18 protein-coding genes are annotated in these 18543 nt (G+C 36.6%); 10 read left to right on the top strand and 8 right to left on the bottom strand.

From position 1 onward, the window contains the following. Positions 1-35: 35 nt before the first annotated feature. From NOX80_RS15010 to NOX80_RS14990, 5 genes are all read right to left on the bottom strand, one after another. Positions 36-494: a hypothetical protein gene (locus tag NOX80_RS15010; RefSeq protein WP_256550612.1), complete on the bottom strand. Its 459-nt coding sequence runs from the start codon at positions 492-494 to the stop codon at positions 36-38. Positions 495-681: 187 nt separating this feature from the next. After that, positions 682-1713, bottom strand: coding sequence for an ACR3 family arsenite efflux transporter (arsB, locus tag NOX80_RS15005; RefSeq protein ID WP_256550611.1), 1032 nt, complete (start codon positions 1711-1713; stop codon positions 682-684). Between the two features lie 3 nt (positions 1714-1716). Next, on the bottom strand, positions 1717-2331 hold the full coding sequence (locus tag NOX80_RS15000) for an arsenate-mycothiol transferase ArsC (RefSeq protein WP_256550610.1): 615 nt from the start codon (positions 2329-2331) through the stop codon (positions 1717-1719). An 18-nt stretch (positions 2332-2349) separates the two neighbouring features. After that, positions 2350-2805, bottom strand: coding sequence for a DUF6428 family protein (locus tag NOX80_RS14995; RefSeq protein ID WP_256550609.1), 456 nt, complete (start codon positions 2803-2805; stop codon positions 2350-2352). A gap of 77 nt (positions 2806-2882) precedes the next feature. After that, positions 2883-3212 (bottom strand): ArsR/SmtB family transcription factor, encoded by a 330-nt coding sequence (locus tag NOX80_RS14990; protein WP_256550608.1) that lies wholly within the window; start codon positions 3210-3212, stop codon positions 2883-2885. Positions 3213-3527: 315 nt separating this feature from the next. Between NOX80_RS14990 and NOX80_RS14985 the strand changes: the two genes are divergently transcribed. From NOX80_RS14985 to NOX80_RS14940, 10 genes are all read left to right on the top strand, one after another. Further along, positions 3528-5519, top strand: coding sequence for an ATP-binding protein (locus NOX80_RS14985; RefSeq protein WP_256550607.1), 1992 nt, complete (start codon positions 3528-3530; stop codon positions 5517-5519). Positions 5520-5585: 66 nt separating this feature from the next. Next, entirely contained in the window at positions 5586-5951 is a 366-nt protein-coding gene (locus NOX80_RS14980) for a response regulator transcription factor (RefSeq protein ID WP_256550606.1), read from the top strand. A gap of 37 nt (positions 5952-5988) precedes the next feature. Next, the gene (locus NOX80_RS14975; protein ID WP_256550605.1) at positions 5989-6810 is read left to right on the top strand and encodes a hypothetical protein; all 822 of its coding nucleotides are present in this window, start codon (positions 5989-5991) and stop codon (positions 6808-6810) included. Between the two features lie 12 nt (positions 6811-6822). Next, positions 6823-8256, top strand: coding sequence for a glycosyltransferase family 2 protein (locus NOX80_RS14970; protein ID WP_256550604.1), 1434 nt, complete (start codon positions 6823-6825; stop codon positions 8254-8256). A gap of 136 nt (positions 8257-8392) precedes the next feature. Further along, a complete protein-coding gene (locus NOX80_RS14965) occupies positions 8393-8746 on the top strand; it encodes a DUF1622 domain-containing protein (RefSeq protein WP_256550603.1) in 354 nt (117 codons plus the stop codon). Between the two features lie 219 nt (positions 8747-8965). Further along, positions 8966-9598 carry a hypothetical protein gene (locus NOX80_RS14960; RefSeq protein WP_256550602.1) on the top strand — a complete coding sequence of 211 codons (633 nt, stop codon included), beginning with the start codon at positions 8966-8968 and terminating at the stop codon, positions 9596-9598. Between the two features lie 35 nt (positions 9599-9633). Continuing rightward, positions 9634-10764 carry an AAA family ATPase gene (locus tag NOX80_RS14955; protein ID WP_256550601.1) on the top strand — a complete coding sequence of 377 codons (1131 nt, stop codon included), beginning with the start codon at positions 9634-9636 and terminating at the stop codon, positions 10762-10764. Further along, the gene (locus NOX80_RS14950) at positions 10737-11468 is read left to right on the top strand and encodes a hypothetical protein (protein ID WP_256550600.1); all 732 of its coding nucleotides are present in this window, start codon (positions 10737-10739) and stop codon (positions 11466-11468) included. The genes NOX80_RS14955 and NOX80_RS14950 overlap by 28 nt, the downstream gene beginning before the upstream one ends. A 1-nt stretch (position 11469) precedes the next feature. Beyond that, positions 11470-13872: a hypothetical protein gene (locus NOX80_RS14945; RefSeq protein ID WP_256550599.1), complete on the top strand. Its 2403-nt coding sequence runs from the start codon at positions 11470-11472 to the stop codon at positions 13870-13872. Continuing rightward, on the top strand, positions 13862-15574 hold the full coding sequence (locus tag NOX80_RS14940) for a hypothetical protein (protein WP_256550598.1): 1713 nt from the start codon (positions 13862-13864) through the stop codon (positions 15572-15574). Before NOX80_RS14945 ends, NOX80_RS14940 begins: the two co-directional genes overlap by 11 nt. A gap of 23 nt (positions 15575-15597) precedes the next feature. Here NOX80_RS14940 and NOX80_RS14935 read toward each other — a convergent pair whose 3' ends face one another. The 3 genes from NOX80_RS14935 to NOX80_RS14925 form a co-directional block, all read right to left on the bottom strand. Further along, complete coding sequence (locus NOX80_RS14935; RefSeq protein ID WP_256550597.1) at positions 15598-16347, bottom strand: metallophosphoesterase; 750 nt, start codon at positions 16345-16347, stop codon at positions 15598-15600. Positions 16348-16349: 2 nt separating this feature from the next. Beyond that, entirely contained in the window at positions 16350-17306 is a 957-nt protein-coding gene (locus tag NOX80_RS14930; RefSeq protein ID WP_256553021.1) for a Fic family protein, read from the bottom strand. 241 nt (positions 17307-17547) lie between these two features. Beyond that, positions 17548-18399 carry a hypothetical protein gene (locus NOX80_RS14925; protein WP_256550596.1) on the bottom strand — a complete coding sequence of 284 codons (852 nt, stop codon included), beginning with the start codon at positions 18397-18399 and terminating at the stop codon, positions 17548-17550. Positions 18400-18543 lie beyond the last annotated feature (144 nt).

The raw sequence follows: 18543 nt of genomic DNA, 5'->3' as shown, positions 1-18543 counted from the left end.
TGTCTTTCAGAAACACGTAAGGATTTTCGATTGTTTTAGCTTTGTAATACATGTGTCACAGTTCCTCTGGAAGTTCTTGGATTGGCATCGCCGGGAATAAGATCAATAATACGGGTTGTAATCGTGTCGATCTTAATCGTACTGTCTTTAAGCGGATGAAGATAATTAACATACCAGGAGTAATAGTCACCGGCAACGAGTTCGGTACTATTGCATTTTACCACAAATTTCAGTTCGTTTTCTTTGGATTCCAAATCCTGAAAAAGAGAAATGGGTTCACCGCCCAACAGGGTTTTCGGAACTAAAACGATAATCTTAATATCGATATACTGACCGTTAACATTTTCCCGAACTTCGGCAGAAACCATTGGTTCCAAAGGATCGCTAGTTCGTACCGTATCGGAAAGTTCCATACTCTTAAAATTAATCTGAGTAATTTGTATCGGTTTTACCGGATTTAGGTTTTTGGGTTCTTTTGTAGCTGAAATATTCATAACAGAGTGATTTAGTCGGATTGAAAGATGTGATAAAAACGGAGCATAAAGATAATTTATTTATTTAACAAAATCGTTTTTGTTATAGGGTATTTTGGGTTATAAATGCAGTAAAAACGAATTGTTTATGTTGTGAAAATGATGTTTTAGCTCTTTGTTATTATCTCTGAAAGCTATTGTATTGTCGCTAAGAATAATATTTTTTCTTCAACCATAAGCTTACTCTTACTAGTAGTATCAGAACCGGAACTTCTACTAAAGGACCTATAACACCTGCAAATGCCTGTGGAGAATGAATGCCGAAAACCGCTATTGAAACGGCTATTGCCAATTCAAAATTATTTCCTGTGGCTGTAAATGCGATTGATGCGTTTTTGTCGTAAGGAACTTTTAGTGCTTTATTGATAAAGAAGCTCATAAAAAACATCAGTACAAAATAGAGGATTAAAGGTATTGCTATTTTTAATACATCCATTGGAAGTTCCATTATTTTATCGCCTTTCAGACTAAACATAAATACTATTGTAAACAGTAATGTATACAATGTAATTGGCGCTATTCCGGGTATGAATTTTCTATTATACCATTCTACACCTTTAGATTTTATCAATGTATAACGACTAACAAAGCCGGCAAGAAAGGGAATTCCCAGGTATATCAGTACGCTTTCCGTAACATCTTTCATCGATACGCTTACATTGAAATTGGCCAAACCTAATTTTGTCGGCAATATGTTGATGAACAGCCAAACTAAAAAGCTGTAACTTATTATTTGAAAGATACTGTTTAGGGCAACTAACATTGCTGTATACTCTCTGTTGGCTTTGGCTAAGTCACTCCAAACGATTACCATAGCGATACATCTTGCCAAACCGATCAGTATCAGGCCTGACATATAATCAGGTTCATTCCGTAAAAACAAAACGGCTAATCCAAACATCAATACAGTACCGACAAACCAATTCAGAAGTAAGGACAGGCCGATTATTTTCTTATTCCTAAATGCCCGTGGTAATAATGTGTAATCCACTTTGGCTAGTTGCGGATACAACATTAGTATCAGGCCAATTGCTAAAGGGATATTTGTAGTGCCTACAGATAAAGCATCCATAATTTTTGGAATATTTGGGAAAAAATGCCCTAATCCGATGCCTGTTGCCATTGCAAGGAATATCCATAATGTTAGGTAGCTGTCTAAGAATTTTAATTTCGGTTGCATCGGCTATAAATTGACTTTTGAAAAAACATAGAACATTTCTGTTGCTATTTGTAAACTTCTATCGGCATATACTTTTAATTGTTCAGGTGTATTATCTGAGATTTTAGGGTCTTCATATGTGATCGGTATTCTTTTTTCTGCACCTGCTATAAAAGGACATCCGCCGTCAGCCTGTGAACAGGTCATAATAGCGGCGAATGCAGATACAGGATTAAAAAGATTATCGTATTTTTTTGAAAAACCAATTAGAGGTAAAGCATTATCGCTATATTTTATAGCATAAACAGGATTATGATTTTCAGCGATTTTGAAAATGGTAAACCCCTGATTGCTTAGTGTTTCTACAACTTTGGGATATAATGCTGTTTCTTCTGTACCACCCGAATAACAATGTACATTTGGGATATTATAATGAGCAGATGCAACTTGTGCCCAAATCTGTGATAAATGACTTCTTCGGGAATTGTGTGTACAAATGAAAATGATGTTTATATCCTGCCTGTTGTTTACTTTTTGCTGTACAAAATCGATCAAAGGCAGTAATTTTTTTTTGCGCTCTTCAGTGATGTTGTTACTATCCAATTTATGATTAACGATTTCGGTAAGTTTCTGATACATAATCTTTATTGTTACTATTTAACAACATCCAGAATCAGGAGAGCAGCAAGTAGTATTCAAATCGGAGTTCTGTTTTTCGACAGGAATGCCACACGATTCCTGAGCTAAACAAGCGGTTTGTTTATTTTTCAGTATAAAGTGATTTCCGTTGAAATCCAAATCATATTTACCAATTGTTTCACTTTGATATTCCACTTCTATTTCGGCATCTTCAATGCCTAATTTTTCTTCCGATAATTTGATGATGTTTACTAATTTCGCAGGCTTTAGACGGTGTTCATAATCGTTTGCACTCCATAGTTGAAAGTTTACAACTTTTTCATCTCTGGTTGTTCCGCCGCAATCGATAAAATGTTTTGTAATTATACCTACTTCCGTAACATGGAAATGTTCTGGTACAAATGTTCCGTTTTCTAATTGAAATTCAACATTATCCAATGCGGGTAAAATTTCTTTGATGTCTGATAATCTCATAGTTGTTTAATTTTTAAATGATGTTTATAATTATTGTTAAATAGCAATATTACGATGTTTGTGTTCAAAAAAATGCTTTAACAGCATTGATTTACTTTGATTTCCTGATTGAAAAAGAGATTAAGTTCATTCTGAATTTGTTTCCAAACCTTCTCTTCGATGCAATAGCAAACGGATTTTCCTTCTATAGTTCCTTTAATAATCCCGATACTCTTCAATTCTTTCAGGTGCTGTGATATGGTGGCTTGCGCTAAGCCTAATTCTTCAACGAGATCATTACAGATACAAGCTTTTTGATTGATTATATATTGCAGTATTGCAATTCTTGCAGGATGTCCCAAAACTTTTAGTAGTGAAGCCAGTTTGTTTTGTTCGTCTGTATATATAGCTGTTTTAGTAATGCCCATTATCTGTTTTTTTATATTGCAATATTACGATATAAAAGTTATTAATTGAAATATTTTTAATTTTTATTTGAGTGCCTGATTGAGAAAAGCTTATCACAGATAAATGAAAATGATAAAACACCGGTATTATAGTACAGGATCTTTTATTATGTTAAAATATTGTATTTTTTGAGACTTTTTAAATGTTTTGCAAAGGCATTTTGAGAAGTGTTGTTATTTGTTGTTTATTAAGGCGAAAAGGAGACATTAACCTGTCTGTTTTGTAACGTTTATGTCAGATTATTTTTGTATTTATGCATTTTCCCCAGAAATACAATGAATAATCTACAATTCCCTATACCGAATAACGAACTGGAGCGTTTAGCCGCTTTAAAACGCTATAATATCCTGGATTCATTACCGGATAATGCCTTTGATGATGCCACAAAATTGGTTTCTTATATCTGTGGAGTGCCTATCGCTCATATCTCTTTTATAGATGAAAACCGGCAATGGTTTAAATCGGAAATCGGTATCGGAGTAACGGAAGTGCCGCGTGAAATTTCATTCTGTCAGTATACCATTATGGAAACCAAAATGGTTGAAATAAATGATACTTTTTTAAACGATAGATTTAAAGACGATCCGAATGTGACCGGTGGTTTTAAAATCCGGTTTTATGCCGGTATTCCGCTTACAACACCGGATGGGTATAATATCGGAACGATTTGCGCAATTGATCATGTGACGAAAGAGCTAAACGAAAACCAACGGAATGCACTTTCGATTGTCGCAAAACACGTGATCAACCAATTGGAACTGACAACGAAAAACTTAGAGCTCGCTGCTCAAAAGAAAATAGCGGAAAGAGCGGTTTTAGCAAAAGATAGCTTTCTGGCGAACATGAGCCATGAAATCCGAACACCGTTAAATGCCATAATCGGTTTTACGGATCTTCTGGCACAAACCCAACTGGATAAAATACAACACGATTATATAAACAGTGTTCAGATAGCCGGAGAAAATCTACTATTGATTATCAATGATATTCTGGATCTTTCTAAAATTGAATCCGGAAATTTAACAATTGAAAATGAGCTGTTTAGCTTAAGAAAAACACTAAAGCATGTCTATAGTCTGTTAAAGGTTAAGGTTCCGAAAGATATCGAATTTGACCTTTATCTGGATGCCGATTTACCGGAATATGTAATAGGCGACCAGGGAAGACTGAATCAGGTATTGGTAAACCTTGTGGGTAATGCGCTTAAGTTTACAGAAGACGGAGATGTTACCGTTGCGGTAAAATTGATCGAGGAAACGGAAGATCATTATGAACTTAAATTCTCGGTTAAAGATACCGGTATCGGTATTCCGGAGAATAAGTTGAAAACCATTTTTGAACGTTTTACGCAGGCGGAAGAGAGTACGACACGTCGATTTGGCGGAACCGGTCTCGGACTAAGTATTGTAAAACAGTTGATTGAATTGCAAGAGGGCCAGATTCAGGTGAAAAGTAAAGTTGGAAGAGGTTCTGAATTTTTCTTTACGCTGACTTATAAAAAAGCGGATTCGATTGAAGTAAAAGCAGATGAAAAAGAGAAAGAACATTTGGGAAGACTTAAAATATTGCTTTGCGAAGACAATGTTTTAAACCAGAAACTGGCTCGAAGTGTCATCCATAATTTCGGTTTTGATTTGGACATCGCTGAAAACGGCGAAGAAGGTATCGCGCTTTTGTCTAAAAATACCTACGATTTAGTATTAATGGATCTTCAGATGCCGGTTAAAGACGGTTATCAGACAACGGAATATATCAGAAAAGAAATGAATTCAACTATTCCGATTGTAGCGATGACAGCCCATTCCCTTATAGGTGAACAGGAACGTTGTTATGATGCCGGAATGAATGCCTATGTGCCGAAACCGTTTAAACAGGCGGTACTTTTAGAGGCAATACGAGTGGCTTTAAGTCCTGATAATAAACTGAACCGCAGAAGAAAAGTGGATTTGTCTTTTATTGATGAAACTTCGTGTGGTGATCAAAATTTCAGAAAGGAAATAATACAACTTTTTATAGAAAAAATTCCGAACGACGTGGCACAACTTCAGGAAGCTTTTGCAGCTAAAGACAGCGACAGAATTAAGCGACTGACCCATAATATGAAATCCAGCCTGGATATGTTTATGCTGGCGGATCTTAGTAACTGTTTGTCGGTTATCGAAGCAGAAGCCGGATCGGATGCTTTTTCCGGTGTAATGGAGGATGAAATAAACACCCTTCACAACGGAATCGGAGAGGTTGTCGATTATTTAAAAGAATTAATATAAAATACAGCTGGTCTGATCGTACAACGTGTAATTTCGGACCAAAATTTAGCCCCAAAAAAGTAAATAATGAGAATAGTTTTAGCCGAAGATAACGATATCCTACGCAAATCTTTATCTTTTTTCTTAGAATCTAAAGGATATAAAGTTGATCAGTTTTCGGACGGAAAAGATGCATTGGACGCCATCGAAAACAATAGTTATGATCTGGTGTTGACCGATATTAATATGCCCGGTATAAGCGGAATGGAAATTACGCAATACGTAAGAGAACACATCAGTTCGGACATTCCGATTATCATACTCACTTCATCCGGTGTGGAACAAACGGAACTGGATTCTTTTGATATCGGTGCCAACGAATTTATGGCCAAACCGGTTAGTCCGGCGGTACTGTTGGTGCGAATTAATAAACTACTAAAAGCAAAGGTTTAATTATTGAATTAAAGCTTATTTACGAAACGCTTCTTATATGATCAATATACAAGAACTTTATATGAGCGACACGTGGAAGGAGCCGTTTTTAATAGGCGCCACCATTTTGTTTGTAACAGCCTCTTTTTTGTTGTATCTGCTCATTATAAAAAGCCGGAACAGTAATATTAAAAAGGAAAAAAGGAGTATAGCCTACAGTACGATTATCGATAAATTACTGTTCACTATTACGTTTGAAGAAGTTCCGATTCCCGCTGTTTTGCAACAAGAAGAATACACAAAACAAGCCGCTGATCGCTTTTTCAGAGAAGAGATGATCGAATCAATCCTTAATCTCCATAAAAATTATGACGGACTTTATGCGCAGAAACTGGAGCAATTTTATACAGAGTCGGGATTAATACAGGATTCTTTTAAAAAACTGAAAAGCAGGAAATGGGATGTGCAGTGTAAAGGAATTACCGAATTAGCGGAAATGAATGTAAATGACGCTTTTGACCGGATTTTGATCTGTTCGAAAGCGCGTAATAAAACGTTGCAGATTACAGCTATAAATGCTTGTATCAAACTCGAAGGAATTAAAGGAATTGTGCATCTAGCCGAACATCCGTATCCGATTGATGACTGGACTACGGTGAATATCATAGCCGCCTTTAAAAAACATGATATTGGTGATACCCAAGGCGCGGAACTCTTATTGGAATCCCGGAATACAACCGTAGTAACGCTTGGATTAAAACTGATCCGGGAGTTAAAACTGACGCAAAAAGTTCCGTATGTGGCACAGTTGGCCGAAAAAACACCGAATACAACACTAAAATATGAAGCGCAAAACGTATTGCAAACCTTAACTGTTTAACAATATAGGCTAATGACTTTTTTTAACAACGAACTCGCTTTGTTTTTTGATATTTACCTGATTCTTATTCTGGCATATGCAATATTGATCATGTCATCATATCTGATACTGGCCTATTTGTCGGCAAAAGAATTAAGAGGATACCTTAAAAAGAACAGTTTTGTCGATTATAGTGTGTTGCTTACCAGTGAATTGGCGCCTAAACTTTCCCTGATTGCTCCGGCTTATAACGAAGGTTTTACAATTGAAGAAAATGTGAAATCACTCCTTTCCTTAAATTATAACAGCTATCAGGTGATTGTCGTGAACGATGGAAGTAAGGACAATTCAATGGAAATATTGATCAAAAAATATGATCTGATTCTTTCAGATTTAGAGGTACGTCAGCAAATTAAAACAAAAGAAATAAAAGGGATATACCGTTCCCGAAATGCAGCGTTTAAGAAGTTGATTGTCGTGGATAAGGAAAACGGCGGAAAGGCCGATGCGCTAAATGCCGGACTTAATATTGCCGAATATCCTTATGTCGTTTGTATTGATGTTGATTGTATTCTGGATAAAGACGCACTGCTTAAATTGGCCAAACCTTTCCTGGAATCATATGGTAAGCGTATCATTGCGACCGGTGGTGTGGTTCGGATAGCGAATCAGTGTGTGATTAAAAACGGGCGTTTGGTCGAAGTTAATGTTCCGGATCGAATGCTGTCCCGAATTCAGGTATTGGAATATTTACGAGCGTTTTTGTTGGGCAGAATGGCTTGGGGACGATTGGACGGACTTCTATTGATCAGCGGTGCGTTCGGTGCGTTTGATAAAGAAATTGCGTTATTGGCCGGTGGTTATAGTACCAAAACGGTTGGGGAAGATATGGAACTGGTGGTTCGGATGCGTCGTTATATGCTGGAAAATAAACTACCGTATTCGGTGAGCTATATTCCGGATCCGCTTTGCTGGACGGAAGCACCGGAAGAGTTTAAAATATTCAAAAAGCAACGCAGTCGCTGGATGAGAGGTACTATTGAAACACTTGGTTTTCATAAAAAAATGTTCCTGAATCCGAATTATAAACTTTTAGGAATGATCAGTATTCCATATTGGACCTTGTTTGAATTTCTGGCGCCGGGAATTGAATTTATCGGTCTTGTTATGACGGTTTTCTTTTTGATATCGGGTATGCTAAACTGGCATTTCTTTATTTTACTGTTATTGTTTGTCTACACTTTTGCAATCTTCTTTTCTGTTATTGCATTATACGGAGAAGAGCGGACGTATCATAAATACCCGAAACAAGCCGATTTTTTTAAGTTACTGTTAGCAGCTTTGATCGAACCGTTTTATTTTCATCCGATAACGGTTTATGCCGCATTGGTAGGCTATAAAGATAAAATAATGGGAACCAAAGGCTGGGGCGAAATGACACGTAAAGGGTTTACTAAAAAGCCGTAAAAGGAAGCCGATTTAAGCATCATATTTTGCAATTCGGTATAGTTAAGTGTTTATTGTATATATTCCATTATTGCAATAATTTGATTCTATTCAATACTATTTGTATTTTTAATTGATATTCTAATTAAAAAGGAAAATGGAGGAAATAAAATTATATATCGAATATGTAGCAAAAGGAATTGAAATAGCCGGTATTATCACAATAATCATAGGAGGTGTAATCGCAATGGGAAAGTTTATCTTTTCACTTCAGGGAACTGCACCCCGTTCATATAAAATATTGCGACAGGAATTGGGTAAAGCGATATTACTGGGCTTGGAAATTTTAGTAGCCGGGGATATCATTGGAACTGTTGTCACGGAACCCACAATGGATCGAGTACTTTCATTGGCGATAATCGTATTAATCCGAACCTTTTTAAGCCTGTCGCTGGAAGTTGAAATTGAAGGTAAATTTCCCTGGCAGAAAAGTAACAATGCAAAGGAATAAACGGTGATAGTGTAATTAAGAAAAAAGAAAAAAGAAAAAAGAGGAAAGAGGAAAGAGGAAAGAGGAAAGAGGAAAGAGGAAAGAGGAAAGAGGAAAGAGGAAAGAGGTTCCTTCGGTATCATACTTGCTCCGACTAAACTACAGAAATGGATTTCAATAAATTCCTATTCATTTTTTATAATATATTTGCGTTTGCACCATTAGTAGGTGAAAAATAGTATGAAACTGCCCGATAAACCTTTCCAGGAAACTTTATATCATTTACGAACGAAAGAGCATGTGATATTATATGACAAGCTGATGACGATAGCGTATGAAGACGAACAGGATGCGATTGCCTTTTTAGAAGGTGAATACGAAAGAGAAAGCACGGACTATCCTTTTGAATCACCGCTATTTTCGGAAACCGCCGCATTATGGGGCGCTAAAACGATATATATTGCGGCACAATTGTTCCTCTTTCGGGAAAATAAAATAACAGAATTACAAACATTACTTCCGCCTTATAAAGGGACTATCGATGCTTCGGTAATGCTTTCTGCCGATTTATGTCTGCGTTTTCTGCCGGCCATAAAATATGCACTGGAAGCGGTTGATGTAAATGATCCGCTTATAGCAATATTGGAAGAAATACTAAACTATTTTCCGTATTCCGGGATTGGTCATGACGGAACGGTTGCGATACCGGATCTGACGGTAATTTTAAATAATGAGTGTCTTAAACAGCTCTATCTGGATCGGATCACTGAAAATAAAGCAACAAAATGGACCACTCAGCCGGAAATAAAAAGCGCATTACTGGCTAATATCGGTGATTATAAAAACGATTTGTGGCGGGAATTTACTAACTAATTAATTGTGCCTAAAGGCACCATCATATAAAATACATGGCTACGGCAGAAAAATTAAACAAAGCTTTATCGCAACTTAAAAACACGTTTATCGGTAAAGATGAAATTATCGATTTATTAGGCATCGGATTGATCGCTCGCGAAAATGCCTTTTTACTCGGACCTCCGGGAACGGCAAAAAGTGCTATAGTACGCGCTTTGTCCGACAGGATAACGCAGGGTAAAAATTTCGAATATTTACTAACTCGTTTTACAGAACCGAATGAAATATTCGGCCCTTTTGATATCCGGAAATTAAAAGACGGAGAACTTGTTACCAATACAGAAGGGATGATGCCGGAAGCCTCAATGGTCTTTCTGGATGAAATATTTAACGCCAATTCAGCGATTCTGAACAGTTTGCTGATGGCACTTAATGAGAAAATTTTCAGAAGAGGAAAAGAAACGAAAAAACTGCCTGCTCTTATGTTTGTCGGCGCCAGTAACGTGCTTCCGGAAGATGAAGCGCTGAATGCCTTACTGGACCGATTCCTGATTCGGATAAAATGTGATTATGTCGATCCGGATCAATTGTATGAAGTATTGTTAGCAGGATGGAAACTGGAAAATTCGGTTGCCGAAGATCCGGTTAGTATCGATGCCGAAGAAATAAAACAATTACAAAGTGCTTGCCGTAATGTTGATCTTAAGGCGATACGCGAACCGTATGTGAATCTGGTACATAGCCTGAGAAATACAGGAATTAAAGTATCCGACAGACGGGCTGTAAAATTACAGAACCTTATTGCCGCCAGTGCATTAATGTGCGGACGTACAGAAGCTACGCTTTCAGATCTTTGGGTACTTAAATATATTTGGGATACGGAAGAACAGATTGAAGTACTGGAAAGTATGATCAACACGGTTATTGAAAAAGATACAAATACAGCAACACATCCGCAGGCGGCATTCAATAAAACACCGAATCCGGAAGAAATAATCAAAGATGTACAATTGCTTACAGCCAGATGGAAAGAGGATGCGCTTTCCTTTGAAGAAAAAAATATTGTAAAAGACAAGCTTCGTTATTTACAAACCCGTTGCGACTGGATTAAAAACGGAGAGCAAAAACAATATATACAACAAGAGATTGAGACCTTATGGCAGACGATACTGCAAACATTATAACTACTTTTCTGCTCGAAATTCCCGCGGTTCATAAAGAATTAGTAGGCCAAATAAGGCATTGGGATAATCTGAAGGCGGCTTTCGACGGTGATTCGTTATGGATTAAAGAAATTAATCCGGAACAGGCTGAAAGTGCTTTAATAAAAGGGTTACCCTATAGTAAAGTATATTACGCTAAAAGTGGTCTGCTGTTTTTAAAGGATAGTTTATTACCGGTTAAAAAAATGCCGCAACTGTTATGGTCGCCGTTAGCATATGCTTTACCGGTTTCATTACCTTCTTTAAATCATAATTTTTTTGGAATTGAACAAAAGATTGCGATTAAAATAGTGCCGTCACAACAGGAACAACCCACTTATGCGGTATGGATCGATAAAAAAGTAGCCGGTGAATACATATTGACAGCGCCTAAAGTAAGACTAAACCGGTTAAAATGGGTTGATGTAGATCATAATCCGTTGATTTTGGGTACGCCTTTATTACCGGTTGCCGGCCGATCGTATTGGATGTATAATGATTTTTTATTACCGACCGGTTTTGAATTTCAATTGCCTTTGCTGACAAAAGTATTGAAGCAGTGCATCGATCCGGATAATAAACAGTTGATTTTATGGCTGGAAAACAATACCTATATAACAATCGAAAAAGAAGCATTAATGCCGTTGTCGATCAGTTCATTTCGTTTAACTTATTCTGAAAGATAATATGAAGTTGCAACAATATTTTCAATCCTATGAAAACTATTTCTGGGAATGGGAAAACGAAATCAGGACGTCAGATAGTGTTTTTGAAGCTTTGGTAATTCCGGAAGGAAACACGATTGCCTACGAGCAGTTTGTGATGGAAACACTGGATTTACTTGCAATTGACGGATTTCCGCCGTTCGGATCGTTATTATTAGCATTAATAGCGACGAATTCAAATGCAACGGAATCGCTGACTCAGGTTTTTGAAATTATCAATAACAGTTATACGGTTAAAAAAGAACCAACCTACCCGAAAGGGTTTACATATGCTCATAATTTTTTAAAAACGCTTGCCGACTTACCGACTGAATTCAAACAAGGTGACAAACGGAAACAGTTATTACAAACGATTTTTAAGAATTGCCATAATCGAGTTGCAGCGCATACGGCACAAAGTATAATGCTGTCGTATAAAGAGCATAAGTATTTACTTGTAGAAAGTGCAAGAAAGCTTTCGTTAAGTGATGCGAATCTTAAAAAAGATCTTCAGACACTGGCGCACCTGAATATTAAATATCCGACTACGGAAACGTTGTTGGCAGCAATTGCCAATGTACCGAAACTCACAGAACTGGATCAGGAAATTGAAGATTTGGAACCGATACCGGCTTCATCCGATAGTTTTATAGACAAGCTGATCGAGGAACCGAAAACATTTTTGATCGGAAGTTTGATTCAACGTATCTGGAGCGGATTAAACATACCGTTACATCATTCAACACCAAGTCATCAGCCTTTGGGAGGCGTCTCAGATCTTACGAATAAAGGGGATTTTGATAAATTACTGATTTCGGAATTTGCCAATGAAGATGAAATCTTTATGTCGCGCATCGCTAATAATGAAGCGTTATATATTAAAAGGGAAGTGCCGCCGGAATCGGATAAATTTTTCCGACTCTTACTGATCGATTGTTCGCTGAAAAATTGGGGAACACCAAAAATATTGGCTTTTGCTTCGGCATTGGCTATAGCCAAACATCCTAAAACCGATATCGAATGTAAAATAGTGGCTATGGGGAACGGTTATCGGGAAATAGCCTACGAAACGATTGAGGACATTATTGACGGACTTGATAGCTTAGGAACAAAACTGGATGTCGCACCGGAATTGTCCGAAATACTCAATGAAAATACCGATATCAAACATTCGGAAGTGTTTTTAATCACATCGGAAGAAGCTATGGCATCCGCCGATATGCGACGGGTAGTAAGTGAAAATCACGATAAAATTAAATATATCATTACAGCCGGAACGGAAGGGATTCTAAATTTCGACCGACTTCAGAACCGAGGGCGTAAAAGAATACAACATATTGAATTGCCTTTAGAGGAACTATGGACTAAAAAGAAATCCGGGAAGTCAAAAAAATCGGATAAGGAGATATGGAAAGGAGATACACTACCGGAAACAATGTATCCGATATTGCTACCGCCGCCTAGAAAATATATGGCTGTTTTCCCGCTTCCGAAAGACGAATTTTGTTTGCTGACAAGTACCGGAATGTTATTTAAAACGCAGGTTACTATACCGGATGATGAGCACTATTTCAGGATACATAAAGGAATGGAGTTGCTATTAAACAATTTGTCTGTCAAACAGAACGGGGATTATGCATTGCAAATAAATAAAAATGGAGAATATATACTCGGAGCATTTTATCGGAAAGAAATGTATCTGAGTATTCTTAACCTGAATACAAGAGAATACCACCAAAGAAAAATCGCTTTAAAAGGAGATGCCAATGCTTACAGATTAGTTGAAGAAGGCGGTTTTTATTGCTTTAGTGAAGTCAATAACGAATATTTACATTTTTATGTTGACAAAGACGAATTAATGGTTGATGAAGTAACACAAAAAAGATATCTGGGACAACGTTTTTCAGATACACAAAAAAGAACGAAAAGATTTACACAAAGCTTTATTGATCATAATGTGTTGCTAAATTTTATGCCGATGTGTATTACGAAGGATAAACAGCTGCAATTGAATAAACATTTATTGAATATCAATACGTTGCTTCCTCGTATTGCGGCAATAAACTTAATTAGTAACCGGAATTATGTACCGGCGGTAGAAGCGGTTTATGAAAAAATGCTCAACCGATTTCTTTTTCCGGATGGTAGCGCAGTATATCGGGACGGAATGGGAATGTTGATTTTTAAAAGTAGTAATGAAGAGATTCCTACGATCTATATGCCTACAACATTAGATATTGAACTGGCTATGGCTACCGATACCTGGTTCGCCGGAAATAAAAACTATTTTAAAGGAGAAGCGGAGCAAAAAATTATAACAATTGAAGAATTTGAAAAGTATTATTTTGCGCCTTTTATAAATACGATTTTAAATCATGGAGTTTAAGTTAAAACCGTTTCATAAAAACTGTTATCCGAAGCAAGGAATACTGATCAAAGGTTCTGATGCGGAACTATGGCTTCAGGAAATCTATTATACTCTGGGAATTAAACCGGAAAATACGCGTATCTATCCGTTACCGGGTAAAAAACCGAATGAATTATTCGGCTGTTTGGTGGTACCGCAACAAAATGTAAAAATGACTGATATCGGAAAAAACAGTCATATGCAATGTGTACACAATAAGCTGTTTATTCCGGAAAACGCGATTGTCTTTCCGGAGTTAATTGAAGCCGAATGGACAAAGCAATTCAGTGCCGATGGTTATGTTATGCATCCGGAAATTGGCCTTATCGAACTTGATCAGGAAGTTGACTGGAATTTGCTTTTGGAAATGCCGAAAGAAGCCACTGTTGTTATGAATAAACCTTCTGGTGGTGTATTAATTCCTAAAACAATTCGTTCGTATAGTATTGAAACGGATCAGGAAAAACTGGCAGAAGCTATTGAAGAGCAGGCGGGAACTCCTGATGCTAAAAATGTGCCCTTTAATATGGATAAAATCATGAAAGGGAATCAACGGGAAATCGATAAGCTACTGGCCTATTTGGAGAAACATCCGGATCAGGCGCTATCACTTGGAATTCCGATCGATATAACGGGAAGTGGAAGGGGTATCGGAAATGGAAGTTATGTATTTCGTAAAGGTATCGGAAGCACGTTTAAAATGGATCCGGATGTTCGTAAATTTTTATACCTGTTAGGAGCGATTGTTGGTTTATTGCTAATTATAGGACTTTTTTCCGGTGAAAGTGAAGCAGGAAGTAATACCTTTTTTATTTTTTTTATTATTCTACTGGCACGGTTTATTTATTCTTTTTTAGGAAAAAATGAAACTAACAATGACAATTTCGGAGGAAATGTGGTTATTTCGAATGACAAATTTGAGATTTTAAGAAACCGATATGAGAAGCTGGCAGAGGAACATATCAAGCGTAAAGAATATAAAAAAGCAGCCGGAATTTATTTGCAATTATTGAAGAACCATTTCAAAGCAGCTCAGGTTTTGGAAGATGGTGGTTATTATGGTGAAGCCGGTGCAATCTATCTGAAACATTGCAAAGACAAACCTCGGGCAGCTGATTGTTTTGAAAAAGGGAAACTATATAAACAGGCAATAGAAATTTATAAAGAATTGGGTGAAATGGAAAAAGTAGCGGATTTGTATGCTTTGCTAAAACAGGAAAAAGAAGCAAATCGCTATTATGAAATGGTTGCGGATGATTATATAAAAAAGAAACAGTATGTTCGCGCATCACTGATTTATCGTAAAAAAATGAATCAGCCTTTAAAAGGACAAACAATGTTATTGGAAGGATGGCATCAGAAACTCAGTGCCGGTGATTGTTTGAGTAACTACTTTTCTAATATAGAAGACAAAGAGCTTCTGACCGTTGAGATAAAGCGCTTTTATAAAGAAGAATTGAAAGCCGACAGAAACTGGGAGTTTTTAGGTGTGATCAAAAAAGAATTCGATAAACATGATGCGCTTCAGGAACCGGTTAGAGCGATAGCGTATGAAATTATTGCCGGATGTATCGATATTAACCCGTGGATGACTACAGAGCTTGTCGGTTTTAATCCTAATAATAAGTCATTAAGTAGGGATATTATAAAATTCAGGAACTCCAAAAAGAAAAGAAACTGATTTAAATAAAACGCAAACTAAGCTTAAAGAGTAAGAATCAGTTCGTTGTGAAAACCATTATAAGTATCATCCGGATAACCATGCGGATTGCAAATGATTTCTGTTTTTCCGATACAATAGCGGGTAGGCGTATGAATATGTCCGTGAATCCAGTATAAGGGCTGATGGTCTAAAATCAAATCTTCAAGGTCAGAAGCGTATGCCGCTGTAACCGGATCTTTTCGATTAGCTTCCGGAATCGATTGTAAACTGGGCGCATGATGTGTTATCACAATATTTTTTAAACCAGCTGATTGTGTCAGACTTTCTTTTAACCAGGCTTTTGATCTTTGATGAATACCATAAACATCAACAGATCTTATTTTGGAGTAGGAAGGATCCCGTTTGATGTATTTATAGTCATTCATTTTACTCTGACAAATCATACCGTATTGCATCGGATCACCTAAAATTGAAAAATCAGTCCACAATGTACAACCGTGAAAACGAACATTACCAATGTCAACAAAGCTGTTTTCCAATACCTGAATTGTAGAATCCTGAGCTGCTTCCTGAATTTTTCGTAGCGTTTTCGGATAAGAACCTTTATAATATTCGTGATTGCCCAAAAGATAGAGAACCGTTTTATTCGGAATGTGTTTTTTAACCCATTCGATACCTTTTGTTCCCAAATGTGTATCACCGGCCAGAATAATAATATCAGCCTTGTCAAAAGATAAAGCAGCCCGGTTACCGAACTCTAAATGAAGATCACTAAGGATTTGTACTTGCATTGTTATAAAAATTGATATTCTGTTAATCTTAATTCCCCGAATTTCGTTAGTATACCTTCATTAACAGCCCATTTCAGATCTCGGCTTGCGGTTGGTGCCGATATATTTTTAAAAAGCTGCATATAATCTTTTCTGGTAAATTTGATTTTGCCGATCTTCTCTTTAAATAAATCGATCCGATCCGTCGTATGTAGAATAACGGATTGCGATTGTAAAAGTCCGGTTAACGATTCTAATATGATTTCAAGCATAAACTCAATAAAAGGTGTTGAATGCCCTTTTTTATCAGATTCGGATAACTTGTTGTAATATTCGGTTTGTTTTTGCTTGATTAGGGATTCAACGGGTAAATATTCAAAAACGGGATATTTTTGCATTAAAATAAGCGTTTGCCATAGCCTGCCCATTCTACCATTTCCATCAATAAACGGATGAATAAACTCAAATTCATAATGAAAGACACAGCTTTTAATTAGAATTAAATCGGTATCCTTTTTCAAATATTCAAAAAGGTCTTTCATTAAACCCTTTACCATTGCTCCTCCGGGAGTGATATGTTCTACCTTCGAACCTTTTACAATGCCGACATTGGTTGTTCTTAGTTTTCCAGGATGATCAATCAATCCGTTCATTAAAACCGCATGTGCTTTTTCTAAAGCTTTCAATTGATAAGGATTAAACTGATTGAGTTGTTCATAGATTTTTATGGCATTCTGAACTTCTACAATGTCTTTTTGCGGGGCAATAATTCTTTTATTCTCTAACAAAGCAGTAATCTGTTCTTCGGTCAAAGTATTACCTTCAATTTCTAAAGAAGACTGAATCGTTTTAATTCTGTTTTTCTTTCTTAATTCTGTTGCCGGCTTATATAAATAGGTAGCATTTATTTCCCCTAATTTTTCTGAAATAGCGGTAACAAGCATTAGTGTTTTATTTGTAATTGAATAAGGAGATTTCAATTTGATAATATCATTTGATAGTATCAAAGTTAAAGAATATTTTGCACCTGTTTTAAAAAATGTCCTGATTTTGAAGAATAATGGAAAGGATACAAGCTGTTAAAACGGATTTACTTTAAATAGTAATAACGCGGATTACAAATCCACGCGATCTGTTATTTCTGTTTACACGGATTGCAAATCCGCGCAATCGCGTGACCGGGAAATGTAAAACTAGTTGGCATGCTATTTTGATCATGACTTACTCGTTAAGGTTACGATCATTATTTTTAGGTTTTAGTTTTCCTGCTGCTTTTTCTTCGGCTGTTGCATTATCGAAGTTAGACTTCACCGGAATTTGGCTTAATTCTTTTAATAGGTTTTCTTTTCGCTGCTTTCTAAGGCTTGCCGATTCTTCAGCCAACATCAGTAGATACGCTTTGTCAATGTCAGCATTTTCGGGATTTCTCTTTAGTGTTTTGTTATCAGCTTTGGTTCCGATTACTTTTTTAATATGTTTAGCAGTATTGGGAAAAACAATATAAATAAATTGATTGTTGTCTAACAATGGCTTGAATTTATTACAGACTGCGACACTTGATTCTCCGGGTTGGTTATGCGGACCTCTATCGAATACGACACCTACAACTGAATCGATAACCTTATTATTACTGTTGAGTTTGTATGTCATTGTTAAGTCACCAATCCCAACGCCAAGTTTTTTTAAATTGTCATAATGATATTGCCCCTTAGCGTTACCCGGTAAAACCGTTCCGTATAATTTATGGGGATTAAAAACACATCCATAGGTTGTTTCAAAGCTATTTGAAGATTGCGTTGTCCCGCGAACTTTCGCATGCGACCAATCATCATCTTTGTCGCAATCGGCACGATAACCAATAGCCGTGGAATCGCCATAGATTGTTAATTTATAATCTTTTTTGTAATAGCCATGTAAAGTACTACCGCTTACATTTACGCGATAACTAACAGGAGCCGATGAAATTACAGCCAGATTTTGGGTGTTGTTTTCTAAAGTTTGTCCGAATAATATCGTAAAATGTCCGCAAAGGGCTAAAAGTGATAGAATAATAGTTCGGGAAATGTTTTTCATGATAGTGATTTTTAAGGTTAAGTTATTTTGGAAAGGCGTATTTCGATTACTACTAATTTGGGATAGGGCACTAGTAACGAATAAAGGAACAAAAACGATCGACTTATATTCAAAATGCAGATTATAAGTTGTTTACCTATACTA

The organism is Flavobacterium cerinum, assembly GCF_024496085.1.
GTDB lineage: Bacteria > Bacteroidota > Bacteroidia > Flavobacteriales > Flavobacteriaceae > Flavobacterium > Flavobacterium cerinum_A.
This window is presented reverse-complemented; position numbering and strand designations above follow the sequence as displayed.

Coding starts and splice junctions, on each gene's coding strand:
- NOX80_RS14980 (WP_256550606.1), top strand. CDS start 5,586: ATGAGAATAGTTTTAGCCGAAGATAACGATATCCTACGCAAATCTTTA.
- NOX80_RS14995 (WP_256550609.1), bottom strand. CDS start 2,805: ATGAGATTATCAGACATCAAAGAAATTTTACCCGCATTGGATAATGTT.
- NOX80_RS14945 (WP_256550599.1), top strand. CDS start 11,470: ATGAAGTTGCAACAATATTTTCAATCCTATGAAAACTATTTCTGGGAA.
- NOX80_RS14975 (WP_256550605.1), top strand. CDS start 5,989: ATGATCAATATACAAGAACTTTATATGAGCGACACGTGGAAGGAGCCG.
- NOX80_RS14955 (WP_256550601.1), top strand. CDS start 9,634: ATGGCTACGGCAGAAAAATTAAACAAAGCTTTATCGCAACTTAAAAAC.
- NOX80_RS14935 (WP_256550597.1), bottom strand. CDS start 16,347: ATGCAAGTACAAATCCTTAGTGATCTTCATTTAGAGTTCGGTAACCGG.
- NOX80_RS14925 (WP_256550596.1), bottom strand. CDS start 18,399: ATGAAAAACATTTCCCGAACTATTATTCTATCACTTTTAGCCCTTTGC.
- NOX80_RS14965 (WP_256550603.1), top strand. CDS start 8,393: ATGGAGGAAATAAAATTATATATCGAATATGTAGCAAAAGGAATTGAA.
- NOX80_RS15010 (WP_256550612.1), bottom strand. CDS start 494: ATGAATATTTCAGCTACAAAAGAACCCAAAAACCTAAATCCGGTAAAA.
- NOX80_RS14950 (WP_256550600.1), top strand. CDS start 10,737: ATGGCAGACGATACTGCAAACATTATAACTACTTTTCTGCTCGAAATT.
- NOX80_RS14990 (WP_256550608.1), bottom strand. CDS start 3,212: ATGGGCATTACTAAAACAGCTATATATACAGACGAACAAAACAAACTG.
- NOX80_RS14985 (WP_256550607.1), top strand. CDS start 3,528: ATGAATAATCTACAATTCCCTATACCGAATAACGAACTGGAGCGTTTA.
- NOX80_RS14940 (WP_256550598.1), top strand. CDS start 13,862: ATGGAGTTTAAGTTAAAACCGTTTCATAAAAACTGTTATCCGAAGCAA.
- arsB (WP_256550611.1), bottom strand. CDS start 1,713: ATGCAACCGAAATTAAAATTCTTAGACAGCTACCTAACATTATGGATA.
- NOX80_RS14970 (WP_256550604.1), top strand. CDS start 6,823: ATGACTTTTTTTAACAACGAACTCGCTTTGTTTTTTGATATTTACCTG.
- NOX80_RS14960 (WP_256550602.1), top strand. CDS start 8,966: ATGAAACTGCCCGATAAACCTTTCCAGGAAACTTTATATCATTTACGA.
- NOX80_RS15000 (WP_256550610.1), bottom strand. CDS start 2,331: ATGTATCAGAAACTTACCGAAATCGTTAATCATAAATTGGATAGTAAC.